This is a genomic window from Microbacterium luteolum, assembly GCF_039533965.1.
GTDB classification, from domain to species: domain Bacteria; phylum Actinomycetota; class Actinomycetes; order Actinomycetales; family Microbacteriaceae; genus Microbacterium; species Microbacterium luteolum.
In genome coordinates this window covers 2395995-2410837 of sequence record NZ_BAAAUN010000001.1, presented here as the reverse complement: position 1 = coordinate 2410837, position 14843 = coordinate 2395995, and the positions used below count along the sequence as shown (strand labels likewise).

The window sequence follows — 14843 nt, the reverse complement described above, 5'->3', positions numbered from 1 at the left end:
GGGCGCTTCCAGTCTACCGGCGGTCGCGTGAGCGCGGATTCGGGGTGTGTGGCCTTCAGAGCCGGTCTCGCCGGAGATCGTCCAGGATGTCGGTGGTCGACTCGATCTCGGTCACCGGCGGGTACTTGAGGGCTCCGATGCGCGCAGGCGGCGAGATTCGGCTGGCAGCGGTGGCGGCGAGCTCAGCCGGAATGTCTCTGCTCGTATGCAGGAATCGGTGGATGCGGACGGCATCCGGATCATCGGTGTGGATCAGTACATAGGGGTGGTGTCGCAAGGGGAGGGTTCGGAGGTCAGGGATACCGATGAGCGCCTCCCATCGTGCGGAACCGATGGACGGATGCCCGACAAGGAGCTTGAGTGCGGCGGCGAGTGCATCGACGATCGCTTCAGCGACCGCATGTTCCCCGGCCAGTACGTAGTACTCGACCGCGAGATCGATGTCTTCATCCGCTCGTCGGGTGGTGACGACGCGTCTCGTCATCAGGCGTCCGGAGCGGCAGCTCGGATACGGTCGCGAAGGCGCTCGAAGTAGTGCTCGTCGACCTCGGAGCCTCGACCCGATGTCATCCCATCCACGATCATCGCGCGCAGCTGCGAGCGCGATTGCTCATGGCGGATCAGATCGCGAACGAACTCACTGCTGTTGCCGTAGCCCCGTTCGGACACCTGCGTCTCAACGAATTCCTTCAGGGCATCGGGAAGGGAGATGTTCATGGTCGCCATCTCCTCACGGTAACGCTGTTGGCAAAGTTTGTCATCGGTCCAGACAACCACGATCGCCGTCCCGGCTCTGTTCGATGCGAGGATCCGCCCGGAAACTGGGGACAACTCGTGGAGTAGGCCCGATCAGGAGGAGGAGGAGTCATCCACGGCCGCGGCGAAGCGCCCTGCCAACACCCCCGTGGCCTCTCGCAACTCCTCCGGCCCGACGACCTCGAACGGTGCATCGAAGCGCGCGACCGAGGCCACCACACCGACCCAGGACCACGAGCCCACAGTGATCCGGCACGACTCCTCGTCGAGCTCCTCGAGCGTGCCGTCGCCGATGAAGGGTGCGACCTCCCGCGCCGGCATCCGGATGATCACCTCTCCCACGCACGGCCAGCGGTCCTCCGAGACGGAACCCTTCGACCGCGCCGCGAGGTACGTCGCGGCGTCCTTCGCCGGCAACTCGCGCGGCGTGAACGTCGGACCGGTCGGGATGCGCGGCTGCATCCGGTCGAGCCGGAACGTCCGCCAGTCGTCGACCTCGAGGTCCCACGCGATCAGGTACCACCGCCCCTCGCGGGCGACGACGGCATGCGGCTCGGTCCGGCGGGCCGGCCGATCCGCAGAAGAGCCGTAGTCGAAGCGCAGCATCCGCTTCTCCCGCACCGCAGCGCTCACCGCCTCGAGCACGGCCGGATCGACCCTCGTCGTGCTCTCCGTGCCCGAGAAGCGGATGCCGTCCACGCGGTGCCGCAGCCGCGACGGCATCACCTGCCGGACTGTGGCGAGGGCCCGGCTCGCGGCCTCCTCGATGTCGATGCCGCTCGAAGCGACGCTCTGCAGGGCGACCGCGATCGCCACGGCCTGGTCGTCGTCGAACAGGAGAGGTGGCAGCTCCGATCCGGCGGCGAGGCGGTAGCCGCCATCCGGTCCCTTGATCGCGCCGATGCGATAGCCGAGCTCCCGCAGCCGGTCGACGTCGCGGCGCACGGTGCGCGGACTCACCTCGAGGCGCTCGGCGAGCACGTGGCCGGGCCAGTCGCGCGGAGTCTGCAGCAGCGACAGGAGTGCGAGCATGCGCGAGGAGCTTCCGGACATGCCTCCATTGTGCGCCGAGAAGAGGACTGAAACTGACCTCTTCTGCTGTGATCGTTGGTCCCGACGGCGTCACCGGGCGCCGGGAATCCAGGAGAACGACATGACCCTCACGACCACCACGCACCTCAACTTCCGCGGGACCGCACGCCACGCGCTCGACTTCTACCGGTCGGTCTTCGGCGGCGAGGTCACGCTCGCGACCTACAGCGACTTCGGCATGCCGGCCGGCGTCCCCGGCGCCGACAAGGTCGTGTTCGGACGGATCGAGAGTCCCGCCGGCATCCGCCTGATGGCCTACGACATCCCCGGTCAGGACGACCCGGATGCCGCCGCCACCGCCGGCTCGACCCGCCGCGAGAACGGCACCACGGTCACCGATCGCACGTTCTTCCAGTCGCTGCAGGCGGAGTCGCTCGACGAACTCACGCGTTACTGGGATGGCCTCGCCGATGGCGCCGTGATCGTCGAGCCGCTCGCGGCCTCGGCATGGTCCGCCGGTTTCGGCATGCTGACCGACCGCTTCGGCGTGACCTGGGTGCTCGACGTGCAGGAGTGACCGACGCGGCGCGTGCACAACTCCGCAAGAACACCTCGCATCCGCCCCGAACCAGGTGTTCTGGGACGTGCGGCGCATGTTCTTGCTGAGTTGTGCACGCCCCTGGCCGCGCCCCTGCCCCAGGATCACCCCAGGATCACGATGAACTCGATCGCTTCGTATATCGCTCCCGCGACCAGCACGACGAGAGCCGGAACATACAGCCACGCGCTCTCGACGAGACCGCGGACGTACCCCGCCCGGCGGGTCGCAAAGCCGTGAGCGCGCGGGCGAAGCCAGTACCGCGCGAGGATCACCGACCCGAGCAGCACGAGGATGTAGCCCTGCAGCTCGAGCACGAGGGTCGGCAGATGAGCCCAGAAGACGACCCATCCGTCGGAGTCCTGCGGTGCGTACGTCAGGCCGAGCAGGAACGCGAACGCGACGTGCACGAACACGCCGGCGCAGGGGACGAGCAACGAGGGGATCGTCGCCATGCCCAGCGCCCCGAACACGATCGTCGAGACCAGGATGACGCCCGTCAAGGCCAGGATGCTGCTCTCCGGCGCGCTCTCGACCTGCTCGCCCAGCGGGCTCGTCGAGGCGAACGCCGTCATCACCCCGAGGCCGGCCTCGGCGAGGCGGGGGAAGGCAACGCCCAGGATGAACGCCAGGAAGAGCGACCCGTAGATCACGACGTTCACCGCCGCGTAGGTGCGGACATTCGCCCTGATGATCCCCAGCGGACGTCGGATGACGATCATCGGAGCTGACTCCCTTCGACCGCCGCTGCGGGCGTCACGGCCGGCCCACGGCGTCGCGTGATGATCCACACGACGGCTCCCACGGCGAGCGTCACGACCGTCGGCAGGAGCATGACCGGACCGGTGGAACCTGCCGATCGATCGAAGCTCGCACCGAAGTCGTCGTGCAGCACGATGAGATAGATGAACGCGATCGTGTTGTTCACGGCGTGCGCGACGATCGAGACCTCGAGGCCGCCCGTGCGCCAGGTGATCACGGCCCAGCTCACCCCGAGCGCGAGGTAGTACTGGATCAGCCAGACATCTCCGGCACCGTGCACCGCGGCGAAGGCGATGGCCGACACCACGATTCCGATGATCAGGCGCGTCACCGGGCGGCGACCCCAGCTCGCTGCGGCGCGGAAGACCACGCCGCGGAAGCCGAACTCCTCGGCGGCAGACTGCAGAGGTGCGACCACGATCGTGATCGCGACCATCAGAAGCAGATCGAGACGCGACCAGGTACCCGTGGCGCGATCGAGCGTCACGAAGATCAGGAGCACGGCGTAGATCGGCGCGAGGAGCACCAGGGCGCGGCCGATCACGTCCATGCGGAGGCGGCCGGCCACCGAGAACAGCGAACGCATCGAGACGCCGAACGCCCAGCGCTGCACGAGCATGCTCCACGGGATGAGGAGGGCGACGCCGAGCAGCCCGGACAGGTGCGAGATCGGGGTGAAGCCGACTTCGCCGGCCTTCAGCAGCCCGAGCGCGTCGTTCGCGATCGCCCCGACCGTCTGCAGGACGATTCCGATTCCGAACAGGCCGATGAGGATCAGGACGATGGCGAGGACGCCGCGCCACCAGGACGGGCGCGTCGCCGCGAGTACCTGCTGGTATTCGAGGCCGGCGGGAATCGCGGCCAGCGAACCGCGGCGTGGGTCGTGTCTCGACGCGACCATGTCACACTCCTCTCTCAGCAGCGATCAGCATCCGCTGTCGTGCGATCTCGAGTTCTCTGCGCTGGGCCTCGACGTCGCTCGCGTCGTCATTCCGCTCCTGCATCAGCGCGAGAGCGCTGACCTCGGCCTGGTATCGCCCGAGCAGCTTCGCCGCCGTGCGGCCTCGGGCGCGACGGTGATCAGCGCGCCACCGACGACGCCGGTGCAGACTGTCGAGGCTCGATGCCTCTTCGTAGGCGATCCGTCCTTCGGCGGCGAGCAGCGGCAGTCGGCGTACGATCGCCCGACCTTCCCGACGACGCAGCACGATCGCGAGGACTGCCATGGCGATCATCAGCGGCAGGATCACGACACCGAAGAATTTGAAGACGGCGAACCCGTCGGAGGTGCGCCCGACGATGGCGGCCCAGTCGTACACACCATGAAGGATCAGCGAGGCGACGAGTCCGGATGACGCGACGAGCACCCGGGAGGCGCCGGGAGGCCGGCGGGTCGACAGCGCGATCGTGAGTCCGAACAATGCGACCCAGAACGGATGCAGGAACGGCGCCATGAAGCCGCGGAGCACGAAGGTGCCGATGAACTCGACCATCATCGCGGGGTCGGTCGGGGCTGCCGTGAACTTCACGAAGGCCCGACCGAAGTAGAAGATGTTCTCGGAGAAGGCGAAGCCGGCGCCCGCGAGCCCGCCGAACACGATGCCGTTCAGCAGTCCGCGGATGCGCTGGCGGTGGAAGCGGAACAGCCAGATCAGGAACAGCCCCTTCAACACCTCCTCGGTGATCGGGGTCACGATGAGCGCACTGGCCCACTCCTGGAAGGCAGGTCCAGCGAGAGCGATCGCGAGCTTCTCGAACCCCGCCTGGAAGACGATCGCTCCGAGTCCGGCGAAGGACGCGCCCCAGACGAAGGCGGACAGCAACAGGGAAGGCCGTTCCCGCTCCCAGCGGTCGAGCCACAGGAATGTTCCTCCCGTGACGACGGCGAGGACCACCGCGGGACCGAGGCCGACGACGAAGCCCACGGGTCCGATCTGCGAGAGGCTCCAGGTGTTCGTCAGGATGAGAGCGAACAGGGCGGCCGGGGGCCAGACCCGGTTCCATGGAATCCTGCGCGATGAATGAGGGGTGGTCATGTCTTCCTTCCCGCATCTCGCCGGCGGCAGCGATGCGACATAGAGTGTGTGCGACCAGCAGACACTGTGCCGTCGCGGCATACTCAAATCGGCTGCGTCGGGAGGGGATGGCGACGATGGCCTGGAGCACACGAGAACTCGCCGAACTCGGGGGGACGAGCCTGCGGGCGGTGCGCCACTATCACGAGCAGGGTCTGCTCGAGGAGCCGGAGCGGCTGACCAACGGGTACAAGGTCTACAGGACCGAGCACCTCGTGCGGCTCGTGCAGATCCGTCGCCTCAGCGCGCTGGGGCTGTCGCTCAAGCAGATCGCGGCGATCAACGAGGGCCTCCCCGAAGACAACGAGGCGGCGCTCGACCTGGCCGATGACGAGCTCCGCGCGGCGATCGCCAGACTGGAGAAGGCTCGGGCCGAACTCGCGGACTTCCGACGCCTGCTGGTGCCGGCTGACATGCCGCCGCGCCTGTCTGCGGCGGCGAACACGGCCAAGATCTCTCCGCAGGACCGCGCGCTCTACTCCGTGCTCGCGCAACTCTACGGTGACGAGAGCGCCGACTACTGGCAGCAGATCATGGAGACCTCGACGCGCGATGCGACGGCTCAGGAGTTCGACGCTCTCTCCGCGGATGCGAGCGAGTCGACCCGCGAACGGATCGCCACGCACTTCGCCGAGCAGGCGTCCACGCTCAGCCGCGAGCTCGTCCACCCGGAATCGGTGTCATCTCCCGCCCGCCCCGGAGCGGCGGCGGCCGTCATCGATGTGCTCGTCGACGTCTACACGCCCGTGCAGCTGGATGTCCTGGAGCGCATGTGGAGGAAGATGGCTGCCACGGGAGAGAAGCCGGGGCGCGTCTAGGATGACGGGATGATCGAGGCGACCGGCGACGTACGTGTCCTCGTCGTCGACGATGAGCAGGGCATCCGTGATCTGCTCGCGACGGTGCTCGGTGCACAGGGCTGGGCCGTGCGCACGGCGGGCACGGGGCGTGCCGCCATCGATGAGGCCCTCGCCTTCCGGCCGGAACTGGTCGTGCTCGACATCGTGCTGCCCGATCTCGACGGGCTCAGCGTGCTCCAGCGCATCCGCGCTGTCCTCCCGAGTGTGCGGGTGCTGTTCCTCACGGCGAACGACGCGGTCGAAGACCGGATCGCGGGGATCACGGCCGGCGGCGACGACTACGTGACCAAGCCGTTCAGCGTGGAGGAGGTCGTCGCGCGCCTGCGTGGTCTGCTCCGCCGCGTCGACTGGGACTCCGTTCCCGAGGACGAGGTGCTTCGCGTCGGTGACCTCGAGCTCGTGCCCGGCGGCCACGCGGTGCGACGCGACGACGTGGACATCCGGCTCACCGCGCGCGAGTTCGAGCTGCTGCAGTACCTGATGGCGAACGCCGAACGGGTGCTGTCGAAGGAGCAGATCCTCGAACGGATCTGGGGCTACGACTACGGGCGCGAGTCGAACATCGTCGAGCTCTACATCTCCTACCTCCGCCGGAAGATCGACGACGGCCGCCCGCCGATGATCCACACCATCCGCCGGGTCGGCTACGTGCTCCGCCCGCCTGTCTCCGTGCGGGCGTAGCCGTGATGTCCGATCGCCCGGGGCGTTCGCTCCGCGTCCGCCTCGTCGCCGTCATCGCGGGGCTCATCCTCGTCGCCACGGCGATCGTCGTCACGACCCTGACGTTCATCCTGACCGCCAGCCTCAATCGCCAGCTCGATCGCAGCATCGAGACGGCCTTGAACGCCAGCCTGACGACGATCTACGCCGCGGGCGACGCCTCCGTGAACCTCGCCGAATACAGCGTCGAGAACATCTTCCCCTCATCGGCAGGCAGCTTCCAGGCGATCGTGGTCGACGGAGCCGTGACATCGGCGATGGTGCTCGATCAGGACTACGTCTACCGCCCGCTGAACGACGGCGAGCAGCAGCGACTCCTCGAGGCGCTCGACCGTGACGACGGCGACTACTTCGTGCTGTCGTTCGGCGACGATCGCTACCGTTCGCTCGCGATCACCATCGAGGAAGGCGACGGCACCACCGCGCTCTTCGTCACGGGTGAGCAGGAGAATCCGATCGACTCGACGATCACGGTGTTCCTCCTCTCCGCGGGGGCGGTGACGTTGCTCGTCGCCGCCGGGGCGGTACTGATCGGCTCTCGCATCGTGCGGCGTGCCCTGCTCCCGCTCGATCGCGTCGTGGAGATCTCGGATCAGGTCGCGGACATGCGGCTCTCGGAGGGCGCGATCGTGCTCGACCGGCGCGTGCTCGGTGCCGACGTCGACGAAGGCACCGAGGCCGGTCGCGTGGGACTCGCGCTCAACAGACTGCTCGACAACGTCGAGCAGTCGCTCGACGCCCGCCATCGAACAGAAGAGGCGATGCGCCGCTTCGTGGCAGAGGCCAGTCATGAACTGCGCAATCCGCTCGCGTCGATCCGGGGCTATGCCGAGCACTACGCCGCGACATCCGGAGTGCCGGACGACGCCCGCGGCGGCTTCGAACGCGTCGCCGCCGAGTCCGAGCGCCTGGGCGCCCTCGTCGATGAACTGCTGACCCTCGCGAAGCTCGACGCCGGGCGAGTCCTCCGCCGAGACACCATCGACCTCTCTCTGCTCGTGATGGAGACGGTGGCCGATGCGCGCATGGCGATGCCCGACCACGAGTGGCGGATCGTGCTCCCCGACGAACCGGTCCTCGCCGACGCCGACGAGGCCGCGGTCCGCCAGGTCCTCGTCAACCTCTGCGCCAACGCGGGCGCACACACTCCGCCCGGCACCACGGTCACCGTGTCAGCCCGCACCGAAGACCGCAGCGCTGTGATCGAGGTCAGCGACACCGGCCCCGGCATCCCGCCGGAGACGCTCCCCATCATCTTCGACCGCTTCAGCCAGGGCGACCCCTCTGTCTCGCTGCGCTCACGGAAGTCAGGCTCCATCGGACTCGGGCTCGCGATCGTCGCCGCGATCGCGAAAGCATCCGACGGGGAGATCACGGCGCGAAGCGTTCCGGGTGTGACGGTCTTCCGGTTCACCGTCCCGGCTCACGACGCTTAAGTTGGGCTTAGCTTGGCCGCCTATGGTCTGGCGACATGAGCAAGAAGACATGGATCATCAGCGGATCGTGCCTCACCGCGGTCGTGGTCGCCGCCGTGATCATCGCCTTCACGAACCCGTTCGCTGCGCCGCCCGTCGCCAAGGCGGCAACGGTGACGGCCGAGGTCGGCACCGTCACGACAGTCGTCAGCGGCAAGGGGGCGATCGCCGCGGCGGCGACGTCGAACGCGTCCTTCGTGAAGCCCGGGACCATCACGGGCATCGCTGTCACCGTCGGGCAGACCGTCGCGGTCGGTCAGGACCTGGCCACGACCGATCCGGCCGACGCCGACCGTGAGCTGAACAAGGCGCAGAGTGCGCTCTCCGCCGCAGAGAGTGCACTCGAGAACGCTCGCAGCTCCTATTGGACCGCCTCGAAAGCGCTCGACTCCGCCCGCGCTGCATTCGCCGCCGCCCCCGCGGATGCACCGGAACGCGCGACCCTGGGCGATGCCGTCCGCGAGCAGGAGATATCGCTCCCGTCCAGGGACACGGAGGTGGTCGCCGCCGCGAAGACCCGCGATGATGCCGCGGCCGAAGTCGCAGCGGCGCAGGCGGCACGCGACCAGACCGTGCTGAAGGCGCCGATGGCCGGTGTCGTCACGGCGATCAACGGCACGGTCGGCTCTGTCGCCTCGGGCGGCGGCAGCTCCAGCGACTCCGCTGGCTCCGGATCCGAGAAGCCGCCGGCCGGCCTCATCACGATCTCCGACGTCTCCGCGCTGCGCGTGACGGCGTCGATTCCCGAGGCCGACATCGCGAAGGTGGTGCTCCAGCAGACGGCCGTCGTCGCGCTCGCGGCCTCGGGCGACGCACCGATCAGCGGGACGGTGATATCCGTCGCGCCGACCCCGCAGACGACGACGGAGGGCGTGGTCACCTACGCGGTCACGATTCAGCTCATCGATCCGCCCGCGGGGATCAAACTCGGCCAGACCGGGTTCGTGAGCATCGCGACGGCGGAGGCGGCCGATGTGGTCACACTCCCGAGCGAAGCGGTCAAGCTCACCGCACCGGGTGAGGGCACCGTGCAGCTCGTGGTGAAGAAGGGGGCGCCGGCGAAGACCGTGAAGGTCAAGACCGGTCTCACCGGCAACGGGCTCGCCGAGATCACCGACGGAGTCTCTGCGGGCGATGTCGTCGAGATCGGTTCGGCGACTCCGAGCGAGGATCCCGGGACGGAGGAGCCCGTCTCATGAGCATCGCCATCGAACTCACCGACGTCCGCCGCAGCTATGGCAGCGGCACCGGTGTCGTGCATGCCCTCGACGGCGTCGACCTCGTCGTGCCCGACGGAGAGTTCCTCGCCATCGTCGGACGCTCCGGCGCCGGGAAGTCGAGCCTCCTGAACATCCTCGGCTGTCTCGACAGGCCGAGCTCCGGTTCGCTCGCCATCGCGGGGCAGCGGGTGTCCGAGCTGCCCGAGAGAGAGGTCGCGCGCATCCGGAACATGCAGATCGGGTTCGTCTTCCAGTCTTTCAATCTCATCCCGGCTCTGACGGCCGTCGGCAACGTCGAGCTGCCCATGGCGTATGCCGGCGTCGGACGGGCGGAGCGGCGCGAGCGCGCCCTCGAAGCGCTCGCCCGGGTGGGGCTCGACGGCCGCGAGCATCATCGGCCCAACCAGCTCTCCGGAGGGCAGCAGCAGCGCGTCGCGGTGGCTCGTTCGCTCGTCAACCGCCCCGCGTTCATCCTTGCCGACGAGCCGACCGGCAACCTCGACTCCCGTGCGACCGACGATGTGCTCGGAATCTTCGAGGAGCTCCACCGCGACGGTGCGACCGTCGTCATCATCACGCACGAGGATGATGTCGCGGCCCGCGCCGAGCGCGTGATCGTGATGCGCGACGGGCGCATCGAGAGCAGTCGCACCAACGAGGAGGCGGCCGCATGAACATCCTCGAAACCGTCGTCGTCGCCTCGCGGGGGATCGCCGGCAACCTCACCCGCTCCATCCTCACCGTGCTCATGGTCGTCATCGGCGTCGGCTCCGTCATCACGCTGGTCGCGGTCGGCAACGGCACGACGAAACAGGTGAACGATCAGATCGCCTCCCTCGGTGCGTCGGCCGTCGACGCCTATCCGGGCTTCGATCCGCAAGGCTTCATGCCGGCACCGCTCACACAGGAGGATGCCGATGCCCTCGCGAAGAGTCCGCTCGGGCCGGACATCACTCTCGTCGCCCCCATCTCGGCCGCCACCGCCAAGGTCGTCGCCGGTGACAAGTCGAGTTCGGCCTACGCCACGGGGACGACCCCGGACTACTTCACGATCAAGAACTCCCGAGTCGTCGAGGGGCGGGTGTTCTCCCCGTCAGACGTCTTCGGCGGCGAGGCGGTCGCCGTCATCGACGGGACGCTCGCGAAGATCCTGTTCCCCGACCAGCCCTCGGTCGTCGGCAAGACGATCCTCGTCGCGGGCAGCCCGATGAAGGTGATCGGTGTGCTCGCGCCCACGGCTGTCGACAAGAAGTTCGGCACGGGGGGATCCGAAGGCAACCTGTTCGCTCCCATCGATCGTGTGCGGGCGACCATCAGCGGCTTCGGACCGCTCGCGGGTGTCGTCTTCAGCGCGAAGTCGCCGGAGACCGTGGATGCCGCGAAACAGCAGGCGACGGCCATCCTCACGGCACGCGGGTCGACGGAACCGAGCTTCTACTCCTCGGATGAGCTGCGCGAGACGCTCGGCGGCGCACAGGAGAGTCTGAACGGCATGCTCGCGAGCGTGGCGGGCATCAGCCTGCTCGTCGGCGGTATCGGCGTCACGAACGTCATGCTGCTCACGGTGCGCGAGCGCACGCGGGAGATCGGCATCCGCAAGGCGCTCGGTGCGCAACCGGGCTCCATCGCGGGGCAGTTCGTGCTCGAGGCGACCGTGCTGAGCGTCGTCGGCGGCGGGCTCGGTGTGCTGCTTGCACTCGTCGTGGCGTTGTTCCCGATCAACGGGGTGCAACCGCTCATCGACGGACCGACGGTGCTGCTGGCCGCAGGGCTCTCGGTCATCATCGGAGTGTTCTTCGGAACGTATCCGGCAGTGCGCGCGGCGCGGATGAATCCGGTCGAGGCGCTGCGGGTCGGTACCTGAGGCGCGCGTGGCCGGCTGCCGGTTCGCCGGAGGTGGCGGAGGCGTACGGACGCGACGTCAGGCGGCGCTGAGCTCCACGCGCCGGTCGCCGCGCACGAGGTCACGCGCAGCGCGGACGACCTCGACGGCCGTCGGCCGCTCACGCGGGTCGAGGCGCGTCATGTGCTCCAGCAGTCGTCGCCAGTCGCCGTCGACGGATGCCGGGATGAACGGCTTCGTGCTCAGGCGCCTGATCGCGGCCGCGCGGCCCGTGCCGAGAGCGGCGTATCCGGCCTCGCCGGTGAGGGCTTCGAGCATGACCAGGCCGAGCGCGAAGACATCGACCGCGGTGCCGGGGTCGGCGTCGCGCAGCTGCTCCGGCGCCATGTAGGTGAGGGTGCCCAGGACATGGCCCGACGAGGTCATCCGCGCATCGTCGAGCGCGCAGGCGATGCCGAAGTCGGCGAGCTTCGCGGCCCATTGCCCTCCGCGGCGTGTGCGACGCGGCGCCAGCAGCACGTTCGACGGCTTCACGTCGCGATGGACGATGCCGGCGGCGTGCACGGCGGCGAGACCCTCGGCGAGATCGCGGGTCAGGTGGGCGAGCTGCCGTGGCGGGATCGGTCCCGCGGTCATGCGCTCGGCGAGCGTCGGCCCGTCGACGAATTCCATGACCAGGTACTGGGGCCGGCGACGCCGCAGCTGCGCGTCGAACAGCGCGACCAGCGAGGGGTGGCTCAGCGAGGCGAGGAGGGCCTCCTCCGTGCGCGCGTTATCCGCCGATCGAAGCGCGCCTTCGCCGCGGTGGAGCATCTTGATCGCGACGGTGCGCCCCAGGTGCGTGTCCTCGGCGCGGTAGACGGTGGCGGTGCCGCCCTGGCCGACCCGGTCCTGCAGGACGTAGCGTCCGTCGAGCAGAGCGGACGTCGGAGAGAGAACCTCCAGCGTCATCACGCACTCCTCGTTCGCGGCATCCGGGTCTTGCCGTCCATGACAGTATCCCGCGCCATCCTGGGCGTAACCTGCCTTGACGCGCCGCCGAATCGGTGGATGAGAGGCCGATCGACGCCGAATGCGACACCGCGGAGGCGTACCATCGCCACCAGGCGCGCACGTCGCGCAGAGGTCGCACACGTACTCGGAGGGAATCCCATGCAGCTGGCGATGATCGGACTCGGACGGATGGGTGCGAACATCGTTCGCAGACTGATGCGGCAGGGGCATGACTGCGTCGTCTACGACGTGAACGCGGAGGCCGTGCAGGCGCTGGTCGCCGAGGGTGCGGTCGGCGCCGACAGCATCCCGGATCTGGTCTCGAAGCTGCAGGTGCCGCGCGCCGTCTGGATGATGGTGCCCGCCTCGCTCACCGGCCAGGTCGCCGACGAGGTAGCTGCCGTGTTGGAGCCCGGCGACGCGCTCATCGACGGCGGCAACTCGAACTACCGCGACGACGTCCGCCGCGCGGCCGTGTTCCGCGAGAGCGGCATCGACTACCTCGACGTCGGCACCAGCGGCGGCGTCTTCGGGCTGGAGCGCGGCTACTGCCTGATGGTCGGCGGACCGGATGCCGCGGTGCAGCGCCTCGAGCCGATCTTCCGCACGATCGCGCCGGGTCCCGGTGAGATCGAGCGCACGCCCGGACGCAGCGGCGACTTCGCTCCCGAGGAGCAGGGCTTCCTGCACTGCGGTCCCTCGGGTGCCGGGCACTTCGTGAAGATGGTGCACAACGGCATCGAGTACGGGATCATGGCGGCGCTCGCCGAGGGTCTCAACCTGCTCGAGAACGCGGATGCCGGCATCCGCGAGGCCCAGCACTCCGCCGAGATCGCCCCGCTCGAGGAGCCGGAGTTCTACCAGTTCCCGATCGACACCGCCAAGGTCTCGGAGCTCTGGCGGCGCGGATCCGTCGTCTCGTCATGGCTGCTCGACCTCACCGCGGCGGCGCTGAACCAGAACCCGACCCTCGACGGCCTGGCCGGGCGCGTGTCGGATTCCGGCGAAGGACGTTGGACGGTCAAGGCGGCCGTCGACGTGGGCGTGCCGGTGCCGGTGCTCGCGGCATCCCTCTTCGAGCGCTTCGCGTCGCGCGACGAGGATCGCTTCGCCAACCAGGTGCTGTCGGCCATGCGGCTGCAGTTCGGCGGGCACCAGGAGCTCCCGTCCGGCGACGTGCTGGAAGCTGGGAGCCGCCGGTCGGAGTCCGGCAAGGGCAGCTGAGCGGCACGAGTTCGATCCGCGTTCGCGTCATGCGCGGAAACGCGGCATGCATCGAACCCGGTTCGTCCGTATGTTGGGGCAGATGAGCGAGGACTGTCCGCCCCTCCCGTCGCATCCGTTCGACGCGCGTACGCGCCTGCACCTCGACCGGCCGCACAGCCGCAAGTGGAGCCTGCATCCCGGCCGGATCGGCGCCTGGGTGGCGGAGATGGACTTCGGGATCGCCCCCGAGATCGCCGCGGCGATGCATCGGGCCATCGACGAGGAGAACCTCGGCTACCTGTCGCCGCCGGTGGCTGCGGAGCTCGGCGAGGCGACGTCCGATTGGATGCGCGAGGAGTACGGCTGGACCGTCGATCCCGAGCGCGTGCATCCGGTCTCCGACGTGATGGCTGTTCTCGGCGTCGCGGTGCAGGAGTATGCGCCCGCCGGGTCGGCCGTGATCGTGCCGACGCCGGCCTACATGCCGTTCCTGACATATCTTCCTGCGATCGGGCATCCGGTCATCGAGGTGCCGGGCGTCGAGGTCGATGGGCGTTGGCAGCACGACCTGCAGCGCATCGACGAGGCCTTCGCCGCCGGTGCCCGCACGCTCGTGCTCTGCAACCCGCACAACCCCACCGGGACGATCGCGGATCGCGCCGAACTCGAGGCGATCGCCGAGATCGTCGAGCGGCACGGCGGTCGGGTGTTCGCGGATGAGATCCACGCGCCGCTGCGCTACGACGGTCGGCCGTTCGTCCCCTACGCGTCGGTGTCGGAGGCGGCGGCCGCGCACACCGTGACCGGCACGAGCGCCTCGAAGGCCTGGAACATCCCCGGACTCAAGACCGCGCAGCTGATCACCTCGAACGATGCCGACCAGGAGCGGTACCGGCGGTTCGGATTCGCGGTGCAGCACGGCGCGGCGACCCTCGGTGTCGTCGCGTCGACGGCCGCATATCGGCACGGCCGGCCCTGGCTGACGGACGTCATCGAGTACCTCGACGGATCGCGGCGGGTGCTCGGCGACCTCGTCGCGACGCATCTTCCCGGGGCTGTGTATCGCGTGCCGGAAGCGACATATATCGGTTGGATCGACGCCCGCGCGCTCGAACTCGAGGGGCCGCCGGCGGAGTTCTTCCGCGAGCAGGCCGGTGTCGTGCTCACCGAGGGGCGTCTGCTCGGCCGGGGATACGAGGAGTTCGTGCGGGTCGTGTTCGCCACGCCTCGCCCTGTGCTTGGTGAGGCCTTCGAATCCATGGGCGAGGCTCTCCGCCGCGTTTCCTGACGTCGGTGCGGCGGC

General features: G+C 68.7%; 16 protein-coding genes. 9 read left to right on the top strand and 7 right to left on the bottom strand.

All coding sequences use genetic code 11. The features are described from left to right. Positions 1-55: 55 nt before the first annotated feature. The 3 genes from ABD648_RS11620 to ABD648_RS11610 all read right to left on the bottom strand — a co-directional run bounded on the left by ABD648_RS11620 (position 56) and on the right by ABD648_RS11610 (position 1809). Entirely contained in the window at positions 56-484 is a 429-nt protein-coding gene (locus ABD648_RS11620) for a type II toxin-antitoxin system RelE/ParE family toxin (RefSeq protein ID WP_282215118.1), read from the bottom strand. Next, a complete protein-coding gene (locus ABD648_RS11615; protein ID WP_282215117.1) occupies positions 484-726 on the bottom strand; it encodes a type II toxin-antitoxin system ParD family antitoxin in 243 nt (80 codons plus the stop codon). The genes ABD648_RS11620 and ABD648_RS11615 overlap by 1 nt, the downstream gene beginning before the upstream one ends. A gap of 123 nt (positions 727-849) precedes the next feature. Continuing rightward, positions 850-1809 (bottom strand): helix-turn-helix transcriptional regulator, encoded by a 960-nt coding sequence (locus ABD648_RS11610; protein ID WP_282215116.1) that lies wholly within the window; start codon positions 1807-1809, stop codon positions 850-852. A 100-nt stretch (positions 1810-1909) separates the two neighbouring features. Here ABD648_RS11610 and ABD648_RS11605 point away from each other — a divergent pair, with 100 nt between their 5' ends. After that, complete coding sequence (locus tag ABD648_RS11605; protein WP_282215115.1) at positions 1910-2365, top strand: VOC family protein; 456 nt, start codon at positions 1910-1912, stop codon at positions 2363-2365. Between the two features lie 125 nt (positions 2366-2490). Here the strand turns inward: ABD648_RS11605 and ABD648_RS11600 are convergent, their stop codons facing one another. From ABD648_RS11600 to ABD648_RS11590, 3 genes are read right to left on the bottom strand one after another with little or no spacing between them, the layout of a single operon-like run. Next, positions 2491-3108, bottom strand: coding sequence for a hypothetical protein (locus ABD648_RS11600; RefSeq protein WP_282215114.1), 618 nt, complete (start codon positions 3106-3108; stop codon positions 2491-2493). Next, the gene (locus tag ABD648_RS11595) at positions 3105-4049 is read right to left on the bottom strand and encodes a CPBP family intramembrane glutamic endopeptidase (protein ID WP_282215113.1); all 945 of its coding nucleotides are present in this window, start codon (positions 4047-4049) and stop codon (positions 3105-3107) included. The genes ABD648_RS11600 and ABD648_RS11595 overlap by 4 nt, the downstream gene beginning before the upstream one ends. 1 nt (position 4050) lies before the next feature. After that, positions 4051-5184: a PrsW family intramembrane metalloprotease gene (locus ABD648_RS11590; protein ID WP_282215112.1), complete on the bottom strand. Its 1134-nt coding sequence runs from the start codon at positions 5182-5184 to the stop codon at positions 4051-4053. A gap of 116 nt (positions 5185-5300) precedes the next feature. Between ABD648_RS11590 and ABD648_RS11585 the strand changes: the two genes are divergently transcribed. Genes ABD648_RS11585 through ABD648_RS11560 form a run of 6 tightly spaced genes read left to right on the top strand, consistent with a single transcriptional unit; the run spans position 5301 to position 11362 of the window. Continuing rightward, positions 5301-6041, top strand: a complete 741-nt coding sequence (locus ABD648_RS11585; protein WP_282215111.1) for a helix-turn-helix domain-containing protein — start codon at positions 5301-5303, stop codon at positions 6039-6041. Between the two features lie 9 nt (positions 6042-6050). After that, a complete protein-coding gene (locus tag ABD648_RS11580; protein ID WP_282215110.1) occupies positions 6051-6764 on the top strand; it encodes a response regulator transcription factor in 714 nt (237 codons plus the stop codon). Positions 6765-6769: 5 nt separating this feature from the next. Beyond that, the gene (locus ABD648_RS11575) at positions 6770-8239 is read left to right on the top strand and encodes a sensor histidine kinase (protein WP_282215109.1); all 1470 of its coding nucleotides are present in this window, start codon (positions 6770-6772) and stop codon (positions 8237-8239) included. Positions 8240-8274: 35 nt separating this feature from the next. After that, complete coding sequence (locus tag ABD648_RS11570) at positions 8275-9477, top strand: efflux RND transporter periplasmic adaptor subunit (RefSeq protein WP_282215108.1); 1203 nt, start codon at positions 8275-8277, stop codon at positions 9475-9477. After that, positions 9474-10172: an ABC transporter ATP-binding protein gene (locus ABD648_RS11565; protein ID WP_282215107.1), complete on the top strand. Its 699-nt coding sequence runs from the start codon at positions 9474-9476 to the stop codon at positions 10170-10172. Before ABD648_RS11570 ends, ABD648_RS11565 begins: the two co-directional genes overlap by 4 nt. Beyond that, positions 10169-11362 carry an ABC transporter permease gene (locus ABD648_RS11560; protein ID WP_282215106.1) on the top strand — a complete coding sequence of 398 codons (1194 nt, stop codon included), beginning with the start codon at positions 10169-10171 and terminating at the stop codon, positions 11360-11362. The genes ABD648_RS11565 and ABD648_RS11560 overlap by 4 nt, the downstream gene beginning before the upstream one ends. 57 nt (positions 11363-11419) lie before the next feature. Here the strand turns inward: ABD648_RS11560 and ABD648_RS11555 are convergent, their stop codons facing one another. Continuing rightward, positions 11420-12292, bottom strand: coding sequence for a serine/threonine-protein kinase (locus ABD648_RS11555; protein WP_282215105.1), 873 nt, complete (start codon positions 12290-12292; stop codon positions 11420-11422). Between the two features lie 201 nt (positions 12293-12493). Here ABD648_RS11555 and gnd point away from each other — a divergent pair, with 201 nt between their 5' ends. Together gnd and ABD648_RS11545 are read left to right on the top strand one after the other, a co-directional pair. After that, complete coding sequence (gnd, locus tag ABD648_RS11550; protein WP_282215104.1) at positions 12494-13558, top strand: phosphogluconate dehydrogenase (NAD(+)-dependent, decarboxylating); 1065 nt, start codon at positions 12494-12496, stop codon at positions 13556-13558. An 82-nt stretch (positions 13559-13640) separates the two neighbouring features. Continuing rightward, entirely contained in the window at positions 13641-14828 is a 1188-nt protein-coding gene (locus ABD648_RS11545; protein WP_282215103.1) for a MalY/PatB family protein, read from the top strand. Positions 14829-14843: the final 15 nt, after the last annotated feature.